Source organism: Vibrio caribbeanicus ATCC BAA-2122, from assembly GCF_000165125.1.
GTDB lineage: Bacteria > Pseudomonadota > Gammaproteobacteria > Enterobacterales > Vibrionaceae > Vibrio > Vibrio caribbeanicus.
Window position 1 is genome coordinate 1 of the sequence record NZ_AEIU01000080.1, and the last position, 13712, is coordinate 13712.

Consider the following 13712-nt stretch of genomic DNA (forward strand, 5'->3'; position numbering starts at 1 on the left):
CAGCCCCTGCCATCACTGATGCTCCGACCAACTTCTCTACTGGTATCGACTCTCCCGTTAAAGCACTTTCATCGAAGCTCGCGGGAGTTTCCATTAACAGACCATCTGCTGGTAAACGAGAGCCGGGAGAAACTTCAATAATATCACCTGGCTGCAAGTCACTTGCTGCAACTTCAATTCGCTTTCCTTCAACGATCTTCACTGCATTTTCAGGAACTAATTCCATTAATGCTTGAACACCGCTTCTAGCTCTTGACGCCGCAAATGCTTCAAGTCTTTCACCAATCAAAAAGAGCAATAGTACCATTGCAGCTTCAGCTGTCTCTCCCAAATATAAGGCACCAATCGCAGCAACGCTCATTAACGTCTCGATCGCAAAAGGAGTACCTGAGCGTGCGAGTGCAAAGGCTTTTTTTACTATTGGATACAGGCCAGCTAAACATGTCAAAGTAAACAGTCCATTACTGAATTCAGGGAACGTTTCTTTGGTCAGCGCTGCCACCATCATTGCAAAACAGATGGCTATAATATTTACGTTACCATCAAAGAGGAGATGCCAGCGACTTTTTGAATCATTCAGTGATTTATCAGACTGAGAGTTAAAGGAAAACCCCGTTTCAGTTATCACTTGTTCCACTTCACGAAGTACGTTTTCATTATTCGCTTTTATCAATAGTTTTTCGGTAGCAAAGGCAACTCGAGCTTCCGCAACACCTGTGACCTTTTTTACAGCTGTCTCAATTTTCCTAGCACAAGAAGGACAGTCCATTCCATTGATGATCCAGCTATGATTCACCAAACCTGCATTCAGCTCTTTATTTGGATTATCTTCGAGTTTTTCAGCACCCGCGTTTGATTCACAACAGCCAGACTCTGTCGCTTTCGTTGGTGTGTGGCTAATACAACTTGTTTGATTTTCGACACCTAAACCTAAATCACTTGAACAACATGCCTGATGTTTACTACCCATGAGGCTACCTCCTATGACGATATATAATCAAAGTGTAAACCTTAGAGTAAGCTTCAAGGTCAAGTATTATTTTTAAAATTCTTTTTTGATAGATATTAGACGACTTAGTATTTGTTAAGAGGAGGGAAAGGCACCCTGTGACAGAGCGCCATAAACTATGCCGAGGCACGAATGGTGAGGACAGTGTTAGACCGGGTGCTGAAAACAATCGTCAATATTTTTTCCGATGGCTTTGAGCACATCACGCCGGGTGATGATACCAACCAAACGCCCCGAATCGATCACAGGATATACTTTCGGTTTTCCAACTCTCATCATATCGGCAAGCTCGATGATCGAAGTATCTGAAGTAACCGATAAAACCTCAGGGTACATGCAATCCGCGACTGTATGAGTATCTTGGCAGTAGTAACTGACTTTAATCAGCTTATCTAATAAATCTTGTCCCGACAGAAAGCCTATTACTTCATTTCTGTCATTCAAAACCGGTCCACCAAGGTAATTTGATGTCAGCACTTTGTCCAGAGCTGCACTCAAAGACATCTCTGGGGAAAATGTGACCGCTTTGAGGGACATATAATCTTTGACTCTTAATGATTCCATGTGAAGCTCCTGTAATTAAAAGCGCACTATCGATAGAGTAAGTGTTGCCTAATTCTCTGATTTTACACAATTGAAATAGAATATTTCTTTAATAGGTGCTCCCTATCACGCTATTGAGTGTGTGAATCTTTGCTCGCTAACCAAGCACTAAATAATGATACGCAAAAGGGAACACAATAGGTGAGTGCAGCCTGTATCGGCCTTATAACCTCTTCACCAAAGAACGCGTCATATTGATTGATGACATTAAGTATACTGCCTACAACAAGGGCGATGAAGAAAGCCCGCCTAATTAAACGAAAAGTCATGGCATCTCAAAATGTTTTAAAGCACTAGCATAAGTATACGTATATTTGGCCTGAATGTGTCTCCAGCACCGTCAGAAAACATATACCTAAGTAACCTCGAGATGCTAAGGAATGTGGATAACAAGTTTAACAGTAGCATTCATTCTGGGGCTCAATACTCCACAAGGGTCAATCAAATCATTTATCCCATCGCAATACAGCATCACTATCCGAACTACGTGCATCAATCCATCGAGTTGAATCTGTTGTTCTTTCTTTCTTCCAGAAAGGTGCCCGGGTTTTTAAGTTATCCATAATAAACTCGCAAGCACTAAATGCTTCGCGACGATGCCCGCTGGCAACACCTACAAAAACAATTTGCTCACCAACGTTTAACTCTCCAACTCGATGAACGACTCTTATTTTTTCTATGCTCCAGCGAGATATAGCTTCTGAGCATATATGATTTATGATTTTTTCTGTCATTCCGGGATAGTGCTCAAGAGTTAGCCCCTTTATACAATCTCCCAAATTCATATCTCTTACATTTCCGCAGAAAGTGACTACGGCGCCAGAGTGAGATCCTTCAGATAGACATTGGTGTTCGTATGACACAGAGAAATCTTCAACTTGAACTGAAACTTTGATACTCAATGTTTATCCTCCTGTGACTGGAGGAAAGAAAGCGACCTCATCTCCCTCTCTCACGGCATGTTCACTTGATACCATTGTTTGGTTCACAGCAAAAAGTGTCGTTTCTTTATTTAGTGCTAAAGCCCACTTTCCGGGCCTTTTGGATAGTTCAACTCGAATATCTTCAACCGTTAAAAACTTCCCAGACAGAGATAACTCATCAACCCCAATAAGATCTCGTGTTTGACCAAAAAAAAGTACTTGTATCATATCTCTACCTTAAAGTGACCAGATTTTCCTCCTTGCTTTTCAAGCAAACGAATCTGACCAATAACTATGTCTTTTTGGACTGCTTTACACATATCGTAAACAGTAAGAGCAGCAACTGATGCCGCTGTTAGTGCCTCCATCTCAACCCCCGTTTTACCGGAGAGCCTGCACAAAGATTCAACTCTTACTTGATGAGATTTCTCATCTGCGTAAAGATTAACTTCTACTTTTGACAACAACAAAGGATGACATAATGGAATGAGGTCCCACGTTTTTTTGGCCGCCTGAATACCAGCAATTCTCGCAGTTGCAAAAACATCACCTTTGTGATTTTGCCCTGACATAATGATTGACAGTGTTTCTGGTTTCATGTGTATGACAGCTTCTGCTCTGGCTTCACGAATACTTTCATCTTTCGAGGACACATCAACCATATGAGCCTCTCCCTTAGAATTAATGTGAGTTAATTTAGCCATTAAATTAAGCCACCTTTCACCAGATGAGGCATAAAATTACAAGGACGATGCGTTGAATCTAACTGCTGTTTTATTATTTTCGTCCAGCCTGTCTTACAAGCTCCCGTAGAACCTGGCATCGCAAATATCACCGTGTTATTTGCAAAACCAGCAAGGGCTCTAGATTGAATCGTAGATGTTCCAATTTCTTCGTATGATACCGCCCTAAACAGCTCACCAAAGCCTTCTACATGCTTATCAAATAAAGGAATCAGTGCTTCGGGAGTACTGTCTCTTGAAGTAAAACCTGTCCCACCTGTCACCAAAACAGCTTGAATATTGTCATCGGCAATCCAAACTGAAACAATGGCACGTATTTTATAAATATCATCTATCGAAATCACTTTTTCTAATACCGTATGTCCAGCTTCTTCGGCTGCTTGTTTTAGATAGGACCCCGATGTATCGTTTTCCTCTGTACGTGTGTCAGAGACTGTTAATACAACAATGTTAGCTGGTGTAAATTGCCTTTCTTTATGAACCATTATCTATTTATCCATGTCTGCAAAAATGTCAGCGGTATGCGCCGATACTTTCGCGATTTAAAGCCCTTAAATTACCCGCCTATCGATGCTAGATGAGGCGTCATACCTGTGTGACCATCCTGAAGAAAATGACTCACAGATTTATTGTTTAATTGTGCTCGAATTCGTTTTACTAAAGCGTCTCTTTGTTCATCACTTTGCAATAAATCCCGCAGTTCAACGCCATAATCACCAAATAAGCACATATGAAGTTTACCAAGAGCTGATACTCGCAAACGATTACAACTACTACAGAAATCCTTTGAATATGGCATGATTAATCCAATTTCACCTCGGTAGTCAGGGTGAGAGTAGACCTGTGCAGGTCCATCATTTTGTGATCGGTTTTCAAGAATCCAGCCATTGGCGATAAGATGGTTCAAAATAGATGCGCCGGAAACGTGCTGTTTGTTGAAAAACTCATCCATATCACCTGTTTGCATTAACTCAATGAAACGCAATTGAATGGGCCTAGTTTTGATCCATTCCAAAAACAACGGAAGTTCTTTCGCATTATGCTCCTTCATCAATACAACGTTAACCTTTACTTTGGCAAAGCCAACTTCAAATGCTTTCTCAATACCATTCATCACTTGTCTAAATTTATTTTCACCTGTGATAAGGCGAAACATCCGAGGCTCTAGGCTATCCAAACTTACATTGATATCCGTTAGACCCGCATTTCTCCACTGCTCTACTTGCTTCTCCATTCGATAACCATTGGTCGTTGTCGCTACTTTAGAAATCCTAGGGATCGCCGCAACCGAGTGGATAATATCAACAAAGTCTTTTCTCATACTTGGTTCACCCCCAGTAATTCTTACTTTGGAAGTGCCACAATCAGCAAACACACGTACAACCCGCTCTATTTCTGAAAGAGATAAGAACCGACTTTTTATTCCATCAGGTCTGTAACCATTCGGTAAACAATAGCTGCACTTGAAGTTGCAAACGTCTGTTACCGAAAGACGTAAATACGAAAATTTACGACAAAATTTGTCTTCAAATTGTTGTGCCATTCAACACCTTTCCAAACACAGGAGGCATGGTCATTTCCAACCATGCCTTCGTGACAGTTTGTCACTGATTCTAGACACATATTCTCATGAACTTAGTCGATAGAATTCGGAGTTATGGCGATTATCAAAATTTATTGATAAAAGCAAAGTTAAAACGTATTGCTCATATACTCATGTCACTTTTAAATTACTTATGTGTTCACAAGCCAATCCAACCCCTCAGTTCAAAGCGTATCGAGTCTGCTGGAATAGAGCATTTATTGATAATAAAAATCAAGAGGTCACAATGCCACTTTGAGTATTTCGCAGAAATGGCATACTCTAACAGCAAGTTTAACCCCGTGATAAAGATCAGAAATAATGGCAATTTACTCTAAGAATAAAATCGTAGCAATAGGTGGAGGCCATGGGCTAGGAAGAATACTGGCTGCTTTGAAAGAGTTTGGCTCTAATGCAACGGGTATTGTCGCGACAACAGATAATGGTGGTTCAACGGGTCGAATCCGGAACTGCCAAGGTGGAATAGCATGGGGAGATACTAGAAATTGTATCAACCAATTGATCACGGCCCCAACCATCAGTTCAATGATGTTTGAATATCGATTTAAAGGATCAGGTGAACTTAACGGACACAATCTTGGTAACCTGATGCTCACAGCACTTGATAATTTATCAGTAAGACCACTAGATGCAACTAACCTGATCAGAGACATGCTCAAAGTAGATATCAATATTATTCCGATGTCAGAGCATCCGTCAGATTTAAGAGGTCAGTCGACGCTCGGTGAATGGGTCACAGGAGAAACTAAAATTGATGAAATGCCCGAAAAATTAGCTCGTTTGGAGCTAGACCCTGAGGTTCCCGCAACTTCGGAAGCCATAGTCGCAATAGAAGAAGCAACTGCGATTATACTTGGCCCAGGAAGTTTCCTTACCAGTATTATGCCTCCTCTACTTCTTAGAGAAGTCGGTGAAGCAATTCGTGATAACGCCAAAGCAAAGCTTATATTTATCGAGAATCTAGCGCCTGAGAAGGGACCAGCAAACCAGATGACACTTAGTGAAAAACTCGACTGGTGCCAGCGAGCCTGCCAGGGACGACATATCGATGTCGTTCTGGGAGAAGGCGACAAAAAAGATGGCCTTTCATACGACTATAGAAGTGTAAGCTTAGCTTCGCCTAATCGAGCCTGGCGACACGATAGGTCGAAACTAAGGGATGCTATAGAGGCATTATTGAGAGAATAGATTTTGGTATATCGCGTGAGTCTTTTTAAGTAAATCGAGCATCTCTTTTTTACAGCTTGGCGCTGATAGCTGCTCTCCTAATTTTGCGTTTTTATCCAACAAAATAGAGTAGTTACATAAAGCATCAGCCCCAAAACTTGCCGCGCTACTTTTTAGTGCATGGCTAACCTCTGTCAAGTAGGCGTGTTGTTCTTGCCCTTCTAGAGATAGTAGTGTGCTTTCATACCCTGCTAACTCATTAAGAAATATCTCTAGCAATACTGGGACATTTTCTTTGCCTATCTCAGCCGCCAAGCGATCAACTTGCTTTTGATTAATGATTTCCACTAGGAGACTTCTCTACTGTTCCAGGCTTGCAACTTTCGATATATCGTAGAAGGACTGACATCAAGATATCCAGCTGCTTTGGGAATGTTACCATCACAAGCTTCTATTGCTTGCTCGATAGCATTTTTCTCAGTTAACCAAAGAGGAAAGATATCTTGTACTGAAACGACTTTTTCTTGAGAATTAGCCGGATAAATATCAAGGCTAGGTGTATGATTCAATGGAGGAGGTAGCATTTCAAGAGAGATTTCTCTTCCGTTATTAAGAACAACAACATTCCTCAATACATTTTGAAGCTGGCGTACATTACCCGGCCACTCATAACGAGAAAAACGTTCTACGACTTCGGGTTCTAACCGAATGAAACCTTTACCCTCTTCTTTTGACATAAAACCTAACAAGGAATAGGCAATTTCTATTACGTCATCACCACGCTCTCTTAGTGGCGGTAAATGAAGCGGGATAACATACAAACGATAATAAAGGTCTTCTCTAAAGCGCCCTTGTTCTACCTCAAGCCAAGGATCCTTATTCGTTGCACAAACGAATCGAACATCGACACTTTTCATTTTAGATGAACCAACTTTTTGAAAGGTACCCGTCTGAATAAAACGTAGTAATTTAGTTTGAAGGTCCAGATCCATTTCACAAAGCTCATCAAGGAAAAGAGTACCTCCATCGGCAAGCTCAGCAGCACCTTGCCGATCAGTCGCAGCTCCGGTAAACGCGCCTTTAATATGACCAAATAGCTCACTTTCAATCAAATCTTTGGGAATAGCTGCACAGTTGATAGCAATAAACGGTTTATCACGGCGCTTGCTCGTCGCGTGGATGGCCTCCGCACAAACTTCTTTGCCAGTGCCACTCTCACCTGTAATAAAGATACTAGCTTTACTTGCCGCTGCAGAATCTATCGTCCGATATACGGCTTGCATTGTTTGGCTACTACCAATAAATCCCTGATAACCTTGACTATTGGAACTGTCCGTATCATTTTTTAATTTATCGGCCTTACGCAGTGCGTTGTTAACCGTCACCCTCAATCTATCTGCTTCGCAAGGTTTGATTAGAAAGTCTTGTGCACCATGTCTCATTGCTTCAACTGCTGTGTCAATTGAACCATGCGCTGTCATAAATATGACGGGAACATCTGGCGTTTTTTCCCTAACGGCATATAGGACATCCATCCCTGTCATATCAGGAAGACGTAAGTCCAACAGAATCAAGTCTGGCTTACGAAAATTTAGACTGTCGATTGCTTCATGCCCTGTTCCAACAATATTGATATCAATTTGTAAAGGAGTAAGGTACGACCGATAGAGCGCTGCGACAGACGCAGTATCCTCTACCATCAATAGATATTTTGAACTTTTAATATTCATAATTTGTTGCATAACCTAGCCAAGGCATTTATTGCATTTTGTCTAAATCATTGCATTGCGCTTTGCAATTTGCAATTTGCAATACAAACACCTTCAGATGAGTGAAAATGACGACATATATCTCATTTTATTGTTGATCTGGTTGCATTTGCATACCTAATAGGCGGCAGAACTATTACATCGATTCAACTATTGGAGATAAATTGCTTACGCAAGGTATCAATCTTATCGCGCTTGTCCGCCGCCAATTCAAACTCTAAATCTTGGGCATGTTGATACATCTCTGTCTCTAACTTAGCTATCTCTTTCTCTAGTTGCTGGGGCGACATATTTTGGTAACCTACCGTAGGTTCAGCAACCTGAGATAACGGCACGACCTTGCTTTCACGCTGTGAACGACTTTTAGTCATATCACCAAGTTCCATAATGTCTTTGATGTTGCGTTTCAAAGCACGAGGTACAATGCCAATTTCTTCGTTATAAGCCTGTTGCTTTAGACGACGACGGTTTGTTTCACCTATAGCTCTATTCATCGAGTTTGTATGGCGATCTGCATACAATATCGCCTTACCTGAGATATTTCTTGCAGCTCTACCTATTGTCTGAATTAACGAACGCTCTGAGCGTAAAAAGCCCTCTTTATCCGCATCCAAAATCGCAACCAACGAGACCTCGGGCATATCTAGTCCCTCTCTTAGTAAGTTAATACCGACTAGAACGTCGAATTCACCTAATCTAAGGTCTCTGATAATCTCAACCCTTTCGACCGTATCAATATCAGAATGAAGGTATCGTACTTTGACGTCATGCTCGTTGAGATATTCTGTAAGATCCTCAGCCATTCTTTTCGTTAGAGTAGTGACAAGAACACGCTCATCTTTTTTTGAACGCAGGCGAATTTCGGACAAAAGATCATCTACTTGAGTTGAAACCGGGCGAACTTCAATCTCTGGGTCAAGGAGACCAGTAGGTCTAACAACCTGATCGGCAATATCACTCCCTGATTTCTCAAGTTCATAATTTCCAGGAGTTGCAGAAACAAAAATAGTTTGTGGTGCTAGCGATTCAAATTCATCAAACTTTAATGGGCGATTATCTAACGCCGATGGCAAACGAAACCCAAACTCGACAAGTGTCTCTTTTCTCGAGCGATCACCTTTATACATCGCACCGATCTGAGGAACAGTCACGTGAGATTCATCAATAATAAGTAAACCGTCATGAGGTAAGTAATCAAAAAGTGTTGGAGGTGGCTCACCTTCCAATCGCCCACTTAAATAACGAGAGTAGTTTTCGATACCAGAGCAAAAGCCCAATTCATTCATCATTTCAATGTCAAATTGAGTCCTTTGTGATATGCGTTGCTCCTCAAGAAGCTTGTTATTATCGAGAAGATACTGACGTCTGGCTGATAATTCGACCTTTATATTTTCAATAGCATCCAATATGCGATCACGAGGGGTAACGTAATGTGTCTTGGGATAAATGGTATATCTGGCTAAATCACGCTGTTTTACAACTCCAGTGAGAGGGTCAAAAATACTGATACAATCCACTTCATCATCAAACATTTCGATACGCACTGCGTCTTGTTCTGATTCAGCTGGAAAAATATCGATCACTTCACCACGTACACGAAACTGTCCTCGTTCAAATGCAACATCATTTCGGCTGTATTGAAGTTCTGCAAGGCGTAATAAAATCTCTCTTTGATTGATATAATCGCCTCGACGAATATGCAGCATCATTTTTAGGTAAGATTCTGGGTCGCCTAGTCCATATATTGCAGAAACAGAGGCAACAATGATCGCATCTTTTCTTTCTAATAGGGCTTTTGTTGCCGATAAACGCATCTGCTCGATGTGTGCATTTACTGACGCATCTTTCTCAATAAATGTGTCTGTAGTAGGCACATAGGCTTCTGGCTGATAGTAGTCATAGTAGGAAACAAAATATTCAACAGCATTATTGGGGAAGAAAGACTTCATTTCACCATAAAGCTGCGCTGCTAATGTTTTATTTGGGGCAAGTAAAATAGCTGGCCGTTGTGCTGATGCGATGACATTGGCCAACGTAAACGTTTTACCTGAACCTGTCACCCCTAATAACGTTTGATGAGCGAGCCCAGACTCTAGCCCTTCTAACAACTGCTCTATCGCTTGCGGCTGGTCACCGGCAGGACTGTATTCAGAGACTAAGTCAAAAACTTTGTTCATTACTATTAACTACCCATTATTTGCTATCGTGCTTATTGTCGCTGTATATACGTACAGACTCAAGCTGTAAACTAAAATCTTAGTGGCAACTTATCCACATTTTTGGTGGATAAGTTAGGGTGAGCCTTATAATGTAAGGCTCTCAGAGAAATAAAGTTTTTTTTATCATTTTTTTTATGGCGATTCACATTTTCAATATTGACAGGATTTAGAAGCGAAGCTACCATCATGCGCAACCACTCCCCCTTAGTTCAGTTGGTAGAACGGCGGACTGTTAATCCGTATGTCGCAGGTTCAAGTCCCGCAGGGGGAGCCATATTCCAAAAAAGACGCCACTAGGCGTCTTTTTTGTTTGTAAGACCTATGCAATTTCGCCAAACACGTTTACTGACAAGATTCCTATTGCATTAGAGCAATACTACCTGAGAAGTATCATTGACGTTACAGATGATGAAGCAAATTCGTCAATAGGCGGTCGATACAATTCAACTTTTACACAACAATTGCGTATAATTTTTAATCATACGCGGAAGTGCGCGTCCCTACTTGGTTGTCATTAAACAAGCAAATCGGGATAATGTCGTCATCGGAATCTAAAACTAAATAATTATGACCGAATATTTTCTGTTGTTGATCGGGACTGTCTTAGTCAACAACTTTGTACTGGTAAACTTTTTGGGGCTATGCCCGTTCATGGGCGTATCGAAAAAGCTAGAAACAGCGATAGGCATGGGTTTGGCGACGACGTTTGTATTGACCTTAGCGTCCGTTTGTTCCTACTTAGTAGAAAGCTACATATTGGAACCACTAGCACTGCAGTACCTTCGCAATATGAGCTTTATACTTGTGATAGCAGTAGTTGTTCAATTTACAGAAATGGTGGTGCATAAAACCAGCCCGACATTATACCGCCTCCTGGGCATATTTCTGCCTTTGATCACTACAAACTGTGCCGTATTAGGTGTTGCTCTACTCAATGTCAGAGAAAATCATAACTTCATTGAGTCTATCGTCTATGGCTTTGGTGCTGCTTTGGGCTTCTCAATTGTATTAATCTTATTTGCTTCTATGAGAGAGCGTATTGCAGCAGCAGATGTTCCGGCACCATTTAAAGGCGCTTCAATTGCTATGATCACTGCAGGCCTAATGTCACTTGCATTCATGGGCTTCACTGGTTTGGTAAAATTATAATGACTGGTATTTTAATCGCCATTTTAGCTCTCGCGGCGCTCGCCGCAATATTTGGTGCTATTCTAGGTTTCGCTTCTGTTAAATTTAAAGTAGAAGCAGACCCTATCGTCGATAAAATAGACAACATCTTACCGCAAACTCAATGTGGTCAGTGCGGTTACCCTGGATGCAGGCCCTACGCAGAGGCGATTGCCAACGGTGACAATATCAATAAATGCCCTCCGGGTGGACAAGCAACGATTGAAAAACTCGCTGATTTAATGGGAGTTGAAGCAACCGAGTCTGCCCATGACTTAGGTAATGAGGTAAAGACAGTTGCATTCATTCATGAAGACATGTGTATTGGCTGCACCAAATGCATTCAAGCATGCCCAGTGGATGCCATTGTTGGAGGAACAAAAGCGCTTCATACCGTAATTAAGGATGAATGTACTGGTTGTGATTTATGTGTGGCACCATGTCCAACAGATTGTATTGAAATGATCCCAGTAGAGACAACAACCGCTAACTGGAAATGGCAAATGGGGGAAATCCCAATTGTCAATATTACCGATTCCACGGCAAGCCAAAAAAGTGCAGAGCAAGGGTGAGTATGCAGTCTTTGATCGAAAAAATTAAATCCGGCGCTCTCTGGACTTTCCCCGGAGGAGTCCACCCTGCTGAAAATAAATCTCAGTCTCTATCTAGCGCTGTCGTTCGCTCTCAAATACCAAACGAAATTATCCTCCCGATAAGACAGCATATCGGTAAACCAGGGCTCCTCACCGTGTCTCCGGGAGAAAAAGTACTCAAAGGGCAAGCTCTGACAAAGTATGATTCAGGATTAATGCTTCCTATCCACGCGCCTACTTCAGGGCAGATAGTAGCCATAGAGCCAAGAACTACAGCTCACCCATCTGGACTGAGTGAAGTTTGTATCGTTCTAAAGCCGGATCACTCTGATGCATGGACAGAGCTTGAGACTTGGCCAAACTTTGCGGAACGCTCGCCCGAAGAGATCATTGAAAAAATAAGAATGCTCGGTATTTCAGGCATGGGGGGGGCAGGATTTCCTACCGCTAAAAAAGTGCAGTCTGGGCTGGCAAAAACTGAAGTTTTGATCATCAACGCAGCAGAATGCGAACCTTATATAACCGCTGATGACATGTTAATGAGAACCTATGCTGACGAGCTAATCAAGGGCATTGAAATTGTCGAGCACATACTAAAACCAAAACTAACCGTTATTGGTATTGAGGATAACAAACCAGAGGCGATTCGAGCATTAGAAATCGCAGCGGAAGATAAAGACATCATAATACGTGTCATTCCGACAAAGTACCCTTCCGGCGGCGAGAAGCAGCTAATAAAGATTTTAACTAACCTAGAAGTTCCGTCGAATGGAATTCCAGCGGATATAGGGATTCTTGTGCAAAATGTTGGCTCCTTATACGCCATTAAACGTGCGGTCATCAATGGAGAGCCTCTAGTGGAACGTATAGTTACACTGACAGGTAATACATTCAAGCAACCTCGTAACGTCTGGGCTTTATTGGGAACCCCTGTGCAATCTCTACTTGATGAATTCGGTTATACCGCAGACAAAAAGCTACCCAGATTGATCATGGGTGGACCTATGATGGGATTTACATTACCTCATTCACAAGTACCGATTACCAAAACATCAAATTGTATTCTCGCCCCTACTCGTAGAGAAATATCGTCAGACCAGAACGAGATGGCTTGTATACGCTGTAGTGCATGTGCTGATGCGTGCCCTGCTTCATTACTTCCCCAGCAATTACAGTGGTATGCAAAAGCAAAAGACTACGAGAAATGCGAAGAACTGCATATCGGCGACTGTATCGAATGTGGTGCATGCGCGTTTGTCTGTCCAAGCGAGATCCCTCTTGTTCAATATTATCGACAAGCAAAAGCAGAAATTAGAACTAATCGTGAAGAAAAAGAAGCTGCAGAACGGGCAAAATTACGTTTCGAGGAAAAGAAAGCCCGCTTGGAGCGAGACAAGGAAAAACGTGAGAATCGCTTTAAAAAGGCGGCCGAGTCTCGCCGTAAAGAGATGGTATCAGAAGGTAATGACGCTGTTTCTGCAGCCATTGCTAGAGTAAAAGCCAAAAATACGCCTCCAAGTGAAACGCAAAACTCAACCAAGCCAGCAGTAGCGGCAGCCATTGCAAGAGCAAAAGCCAAACAAGCTGCTGCATTAGAAGCGGGTATGGCTGAGCCAGATAATTCAGAAATGTCGAAACTCCGCGAAGAGCGAAAACAGCAAGCGAGGGCAAAAAAAGCTGCAAAAGCAGATTCTAATACTTCCGAAGTTAAAGATAGTGCTCAAAAAGATGCAGTCGCCGCCGCTATTGCCAGAGCAAAAGCACGCAAAGCTGAGCAAGACGCTTCAGCACCTGATACTGAAGACCCGAAAAAAGCCGCCGTCGCCGCTGCTATTGCCAGAGCAAAAGCACGCAAAGCTGAACAAGAAAGCACGCAAGACGCTTCAGCACCTGATACTGAAGACCCGAAAAAAGCC

The 13712-nt window shown here is 42.1% G+C and carries 15 protein-coding genes, 1 tRNA gene and 1 riboswitch; of the genes, 5 read left to right on the forward strand and 11 right to left on the reverse strand.

Annotated elements, in window-relative coordinates; translation table 11 throughout:
- The 8 genes from RH40_RS12390 to moaA all read right to left on the reverse strand — a co-directional run.
- The coding region (locus RH40_RS12390) for a P-type ATPase actuator domain-containing protein (RefSeq protein ID WP_009601867.1) at nucleotides 1-970 on the reverse strand (970 nt) is incomplete at its 3' end.
- A 186-nt stretch (nucleotides 971-1156) separates the two neighbouring features.
- Nucleotides 1157-1573, reverse strand: a complete 417-nt coding sequence (locus RH40_RS12395) for a CBS domain-containing protein (protein ID WP_009601868.1) — start codon at nucleotides 1571-1573, stop codon at nucleotides 1157-1159.
- Nucleotides 1574-1683: 110 nt separating this feature from the next.
- Complete coding sequence (gene nrtS, locus RH40_RS20395) at nucleotides 1684-1881, reverse strand: nitrate/nitrite transporter NrtS (RefSeq protein ID WP_081455014.1); 198 nt, start codon at nucleotides 1879-1881, stop codon at nucleotides 1684-1686.
- Between the two features lie 177 nt (nucleotides 1882-2058).
- On the reverse strand, nucleotides 2059-2514 hold the full coding sequence (gene moaE / locus RH40_RS12400) for a molybdopterin synthase catalytic subunit MoaE (RefSeq protein WP_009601869.1): 456 nt from the start codon (nucleotides 2512-2514) through the stop codon (nucleotides 2059-2061).
- Between the two features lie 3 nt (nucleotides 2515-2517).
- Nucleotides 2518-2763, reverse strand: a complete 246-nt coding sequence (gene moaD, locus RH40_RS12405) for a molybdopterin synthase sulfur carrier subunit (protein ID WP_009601870.1) — start codon at nucleotides 2761-2763, stop codon at nucleotides 2518-2520.
- Complete coding sequence (moaC, locus tag RH40_RS12410; RefSeq protein WP_009601871.1) at nucleotides 2760-3239, reverse strand: cyclic pyranopterin monophosphate synthase MoaC; 480 nt, start codon at nucleotides 3237-3239, stop codon at nucleotides 2760-2762. The genes moaD and moaC overlap by 4 nt, the downstream gene beginning before the upstream one ends.
- Nucleotides 3239-3763 (reverse strand): molybdenum cofactor biosynthesis protein B, encoded by a 525-nt coding sequence (gene moaB / locus RH40_RS12415; protein ID WP_009601872.1) that lies wholly within the window; start codon nucleotides 3761-3763, stop codon nucleotides 3239-3241. The genes moaC and moaB overlap by 1 nt, the downstream gene beginning before the upstream one ends.
- A gap of 71 nt (nucleotides 3764-3834) precedes the next feature.
- A complete protein-coding gene (gene moaA / locus RH40_RS12420; RefSeq protein ID WP_009601873.1) occupies nucleotides 3835-4821 on the reverse strand; it encodes a GTP 3',8-cyclase MoaA in 987 nt (328 codons plus the stop codon).
- A riboswitch (molybdenum cofactor riboswitch) is annotated at nucleotides 4810-4945 on the reverse strand. It overlaps the preceding gene by 12 nt.
- A gap of 236 nt (nucleotides 4946-5181) precedes the next feature.
- Between moaA and yvcK the strand changes: the two genes are divergently transcribed.
- Nucleotides 5182-6069, forward strand: coding sequence for a uridine diphosphate-N-acetylglucosamine-binding protein YvcK (gene yvcK, locus RH40_RS12425; RefSeq protein WP_009601874.1), 888 nt, complete (start codon nucleotides 5182-5184; stop codon nucleotides 6067-6069).
- On the opposite strand, the gene luxU is transcribed toward yvcK, so the two are convergent.
- From luxU to uvrB, 3 genes are all read right to left on the reverse strand, one after another.
- On the reverse strand, nucleotides 6055-6396 hold the full coding sequence (gene luxU / locus RH40_RS12430) for a quorum-sensing phosphorelay protein LuxU (RefSeq protein ID WP_009601875.1): 342 nt from the start codon (nucleotides 6394-6396) through the stop codon (nucleotides 6055-6057). The genes yvcK and luxU overlap by 15 nt on opposite strands.
- The gene (gene luxO / locus RH40_RS12435; protein ID WP_009601876.1) at nucleotides 6396-7778 is read right to left on the reverse strand and encodes a quorum-sensing sigma-54 dependent transcriptional regulator LuxO; all 1383 of its coding nucleotides are present in this window, start codon (nucleotides 7776-7778) and stop codon (nucleotides 6396-6398) included. Before luxO ends, luxU begins: the two co-directional genes overlap by 1 nt.
- A 185-nt stretch (nucleotides 7779-7963) precedes the next feature.
- Nucleotides 7964-9994 (reverse strand): excinuclease ABC subunit UvrB, encoded by a 2031-nt coding sequence (gene uvrB, locus RH40_RS12440; protein ID WP_009601877.1) that lies wholly within the window; start codon nucleotides 9992-9994, stop codon nucleotides 7964-7966.
- A gap of 240 nt (nucleotides 9995-10234) precedes the next feature.
- On the opposite strand from uvrB, the gene RH40_RS12445 reads away from it, so the two are divergent.
- From RH40_RS12445 to rsxC, 4 genes are all read left to right on the forward strand, one after another.
- Nucleotides 10235-10310, forward strand: a tRNA-Asn gene (locus tag RH40_RS12445).
- Nucleotides 10311-10603: 293 nt separating this feature from the next.
- Nucleotides 10604-11185, forward strand: coding sequence for an electron transport complex subunit RsxA (gene rsxA / locus RH40_RS12450; protein ID WP_009601879.1), 582 nt, complete (start codon nucleotides 10604-10606; stop codon nucleotides 11183-11185).
- Complete coding sequence (rsxB, locus tag RH40_RS12455; protein ID WP_009601883.1) at nucleotides 11185-11775, forward strand: electron transport complex subunit RsxB; 591 nt, start codon at nucleotides 11185-11187, stop codon at nucleotides 11773-11775. The genes rsxA and rsxB overlap by 1 nt, the downstream gene beginning before the upstream one ends.
- Before the next feature lie 2 nt (nucleotides 11776-11777).
- Nucleotides 11778-13712 (forward strand): electron transport complex subunit RsxC (rsxC, locus tag RH40_RS12460; RefSeq protein ID WP_009601886.1); only part of this gene is annotated, 1935 nt, incomplete at its 3' end.

Excerpts from the sequence above, each read along its gene's own strand:
- RH40_RS12395 (WP_009601868.1), bottom strand. The coding sequence starts at position 1,573 with ATGGAATCATTAAGAGTCAAAGATTATATGTCCCTCAAAGCGGTCACA.
- nrtS (WP_081455014.1), bottom strand. The coding sequence starts at position 1,881 with ATGACTTTTCGTTTAATTAGGCGGGCTTTCTTCATCGCCCTTGTTGTA.
- moaD (WP_009601870.1), bottom strand. The coding sequence starts at position 2,763 with ATGATACAAGTACTTTTTTTTGGTCAAACACGAGATCTTATTGGGGTT.
- moaC (WP_009601871.1), bottom strand. The coding sequence starts at position 3,239 with ATGGCTAAATTAACTCACATTAATTCTAAGGGAGAGGCTCATATGGTT.
- moaB (WP_009601872.1), bottom strand. The coding sequence starts at position 3,763 with ATGGTTCATAAAGAAAGGCAATTTACACCAGCTAACATTGTTGTATTA.
- moaA (WP_009601873.1), bottom strand. The coding sequence starts at position 4,821 with ATGGCACAACAATTTGAAGACAAATTTTGTCGTAAATTTTCGTATTTA.
- yvcK (WP_009601874.1), top strand. The coding sequence starts at position 5,182 with ATGGCAATTTACTCTAAGAATAAAATCGTAGCAATAGGTGGAGGCCAT.
- luxO (WP_009601876.1), bottom strand. The coding sequence starts at position 7,778 with ATGAATATTAAAAGTTCAAAATATCTATTGATGGTAGAGGATACTGCG.
- uvrB (WP_009601877.1), bottom strand. The coding sequence starts at position 9,994 with ATGAACAAAGTTTTTGACTTAGTCTCTGAATACAGTCCTGCCGGTGAC.
- rsxA (WP_009601879.1), top strand. The coding sequence starts at position 10,604 with ATGACCGAATATTTTCTGTTGTTGATCGGGACTGTCTTAGTCAACAAC.
- rsxB (WP_009601883.1), top strand. The coding sequence starts at position 11,185 with ATGACTGGTATTTTAATCGCCATTTTAGCTCTCGCGGCGCTCGCCGCA.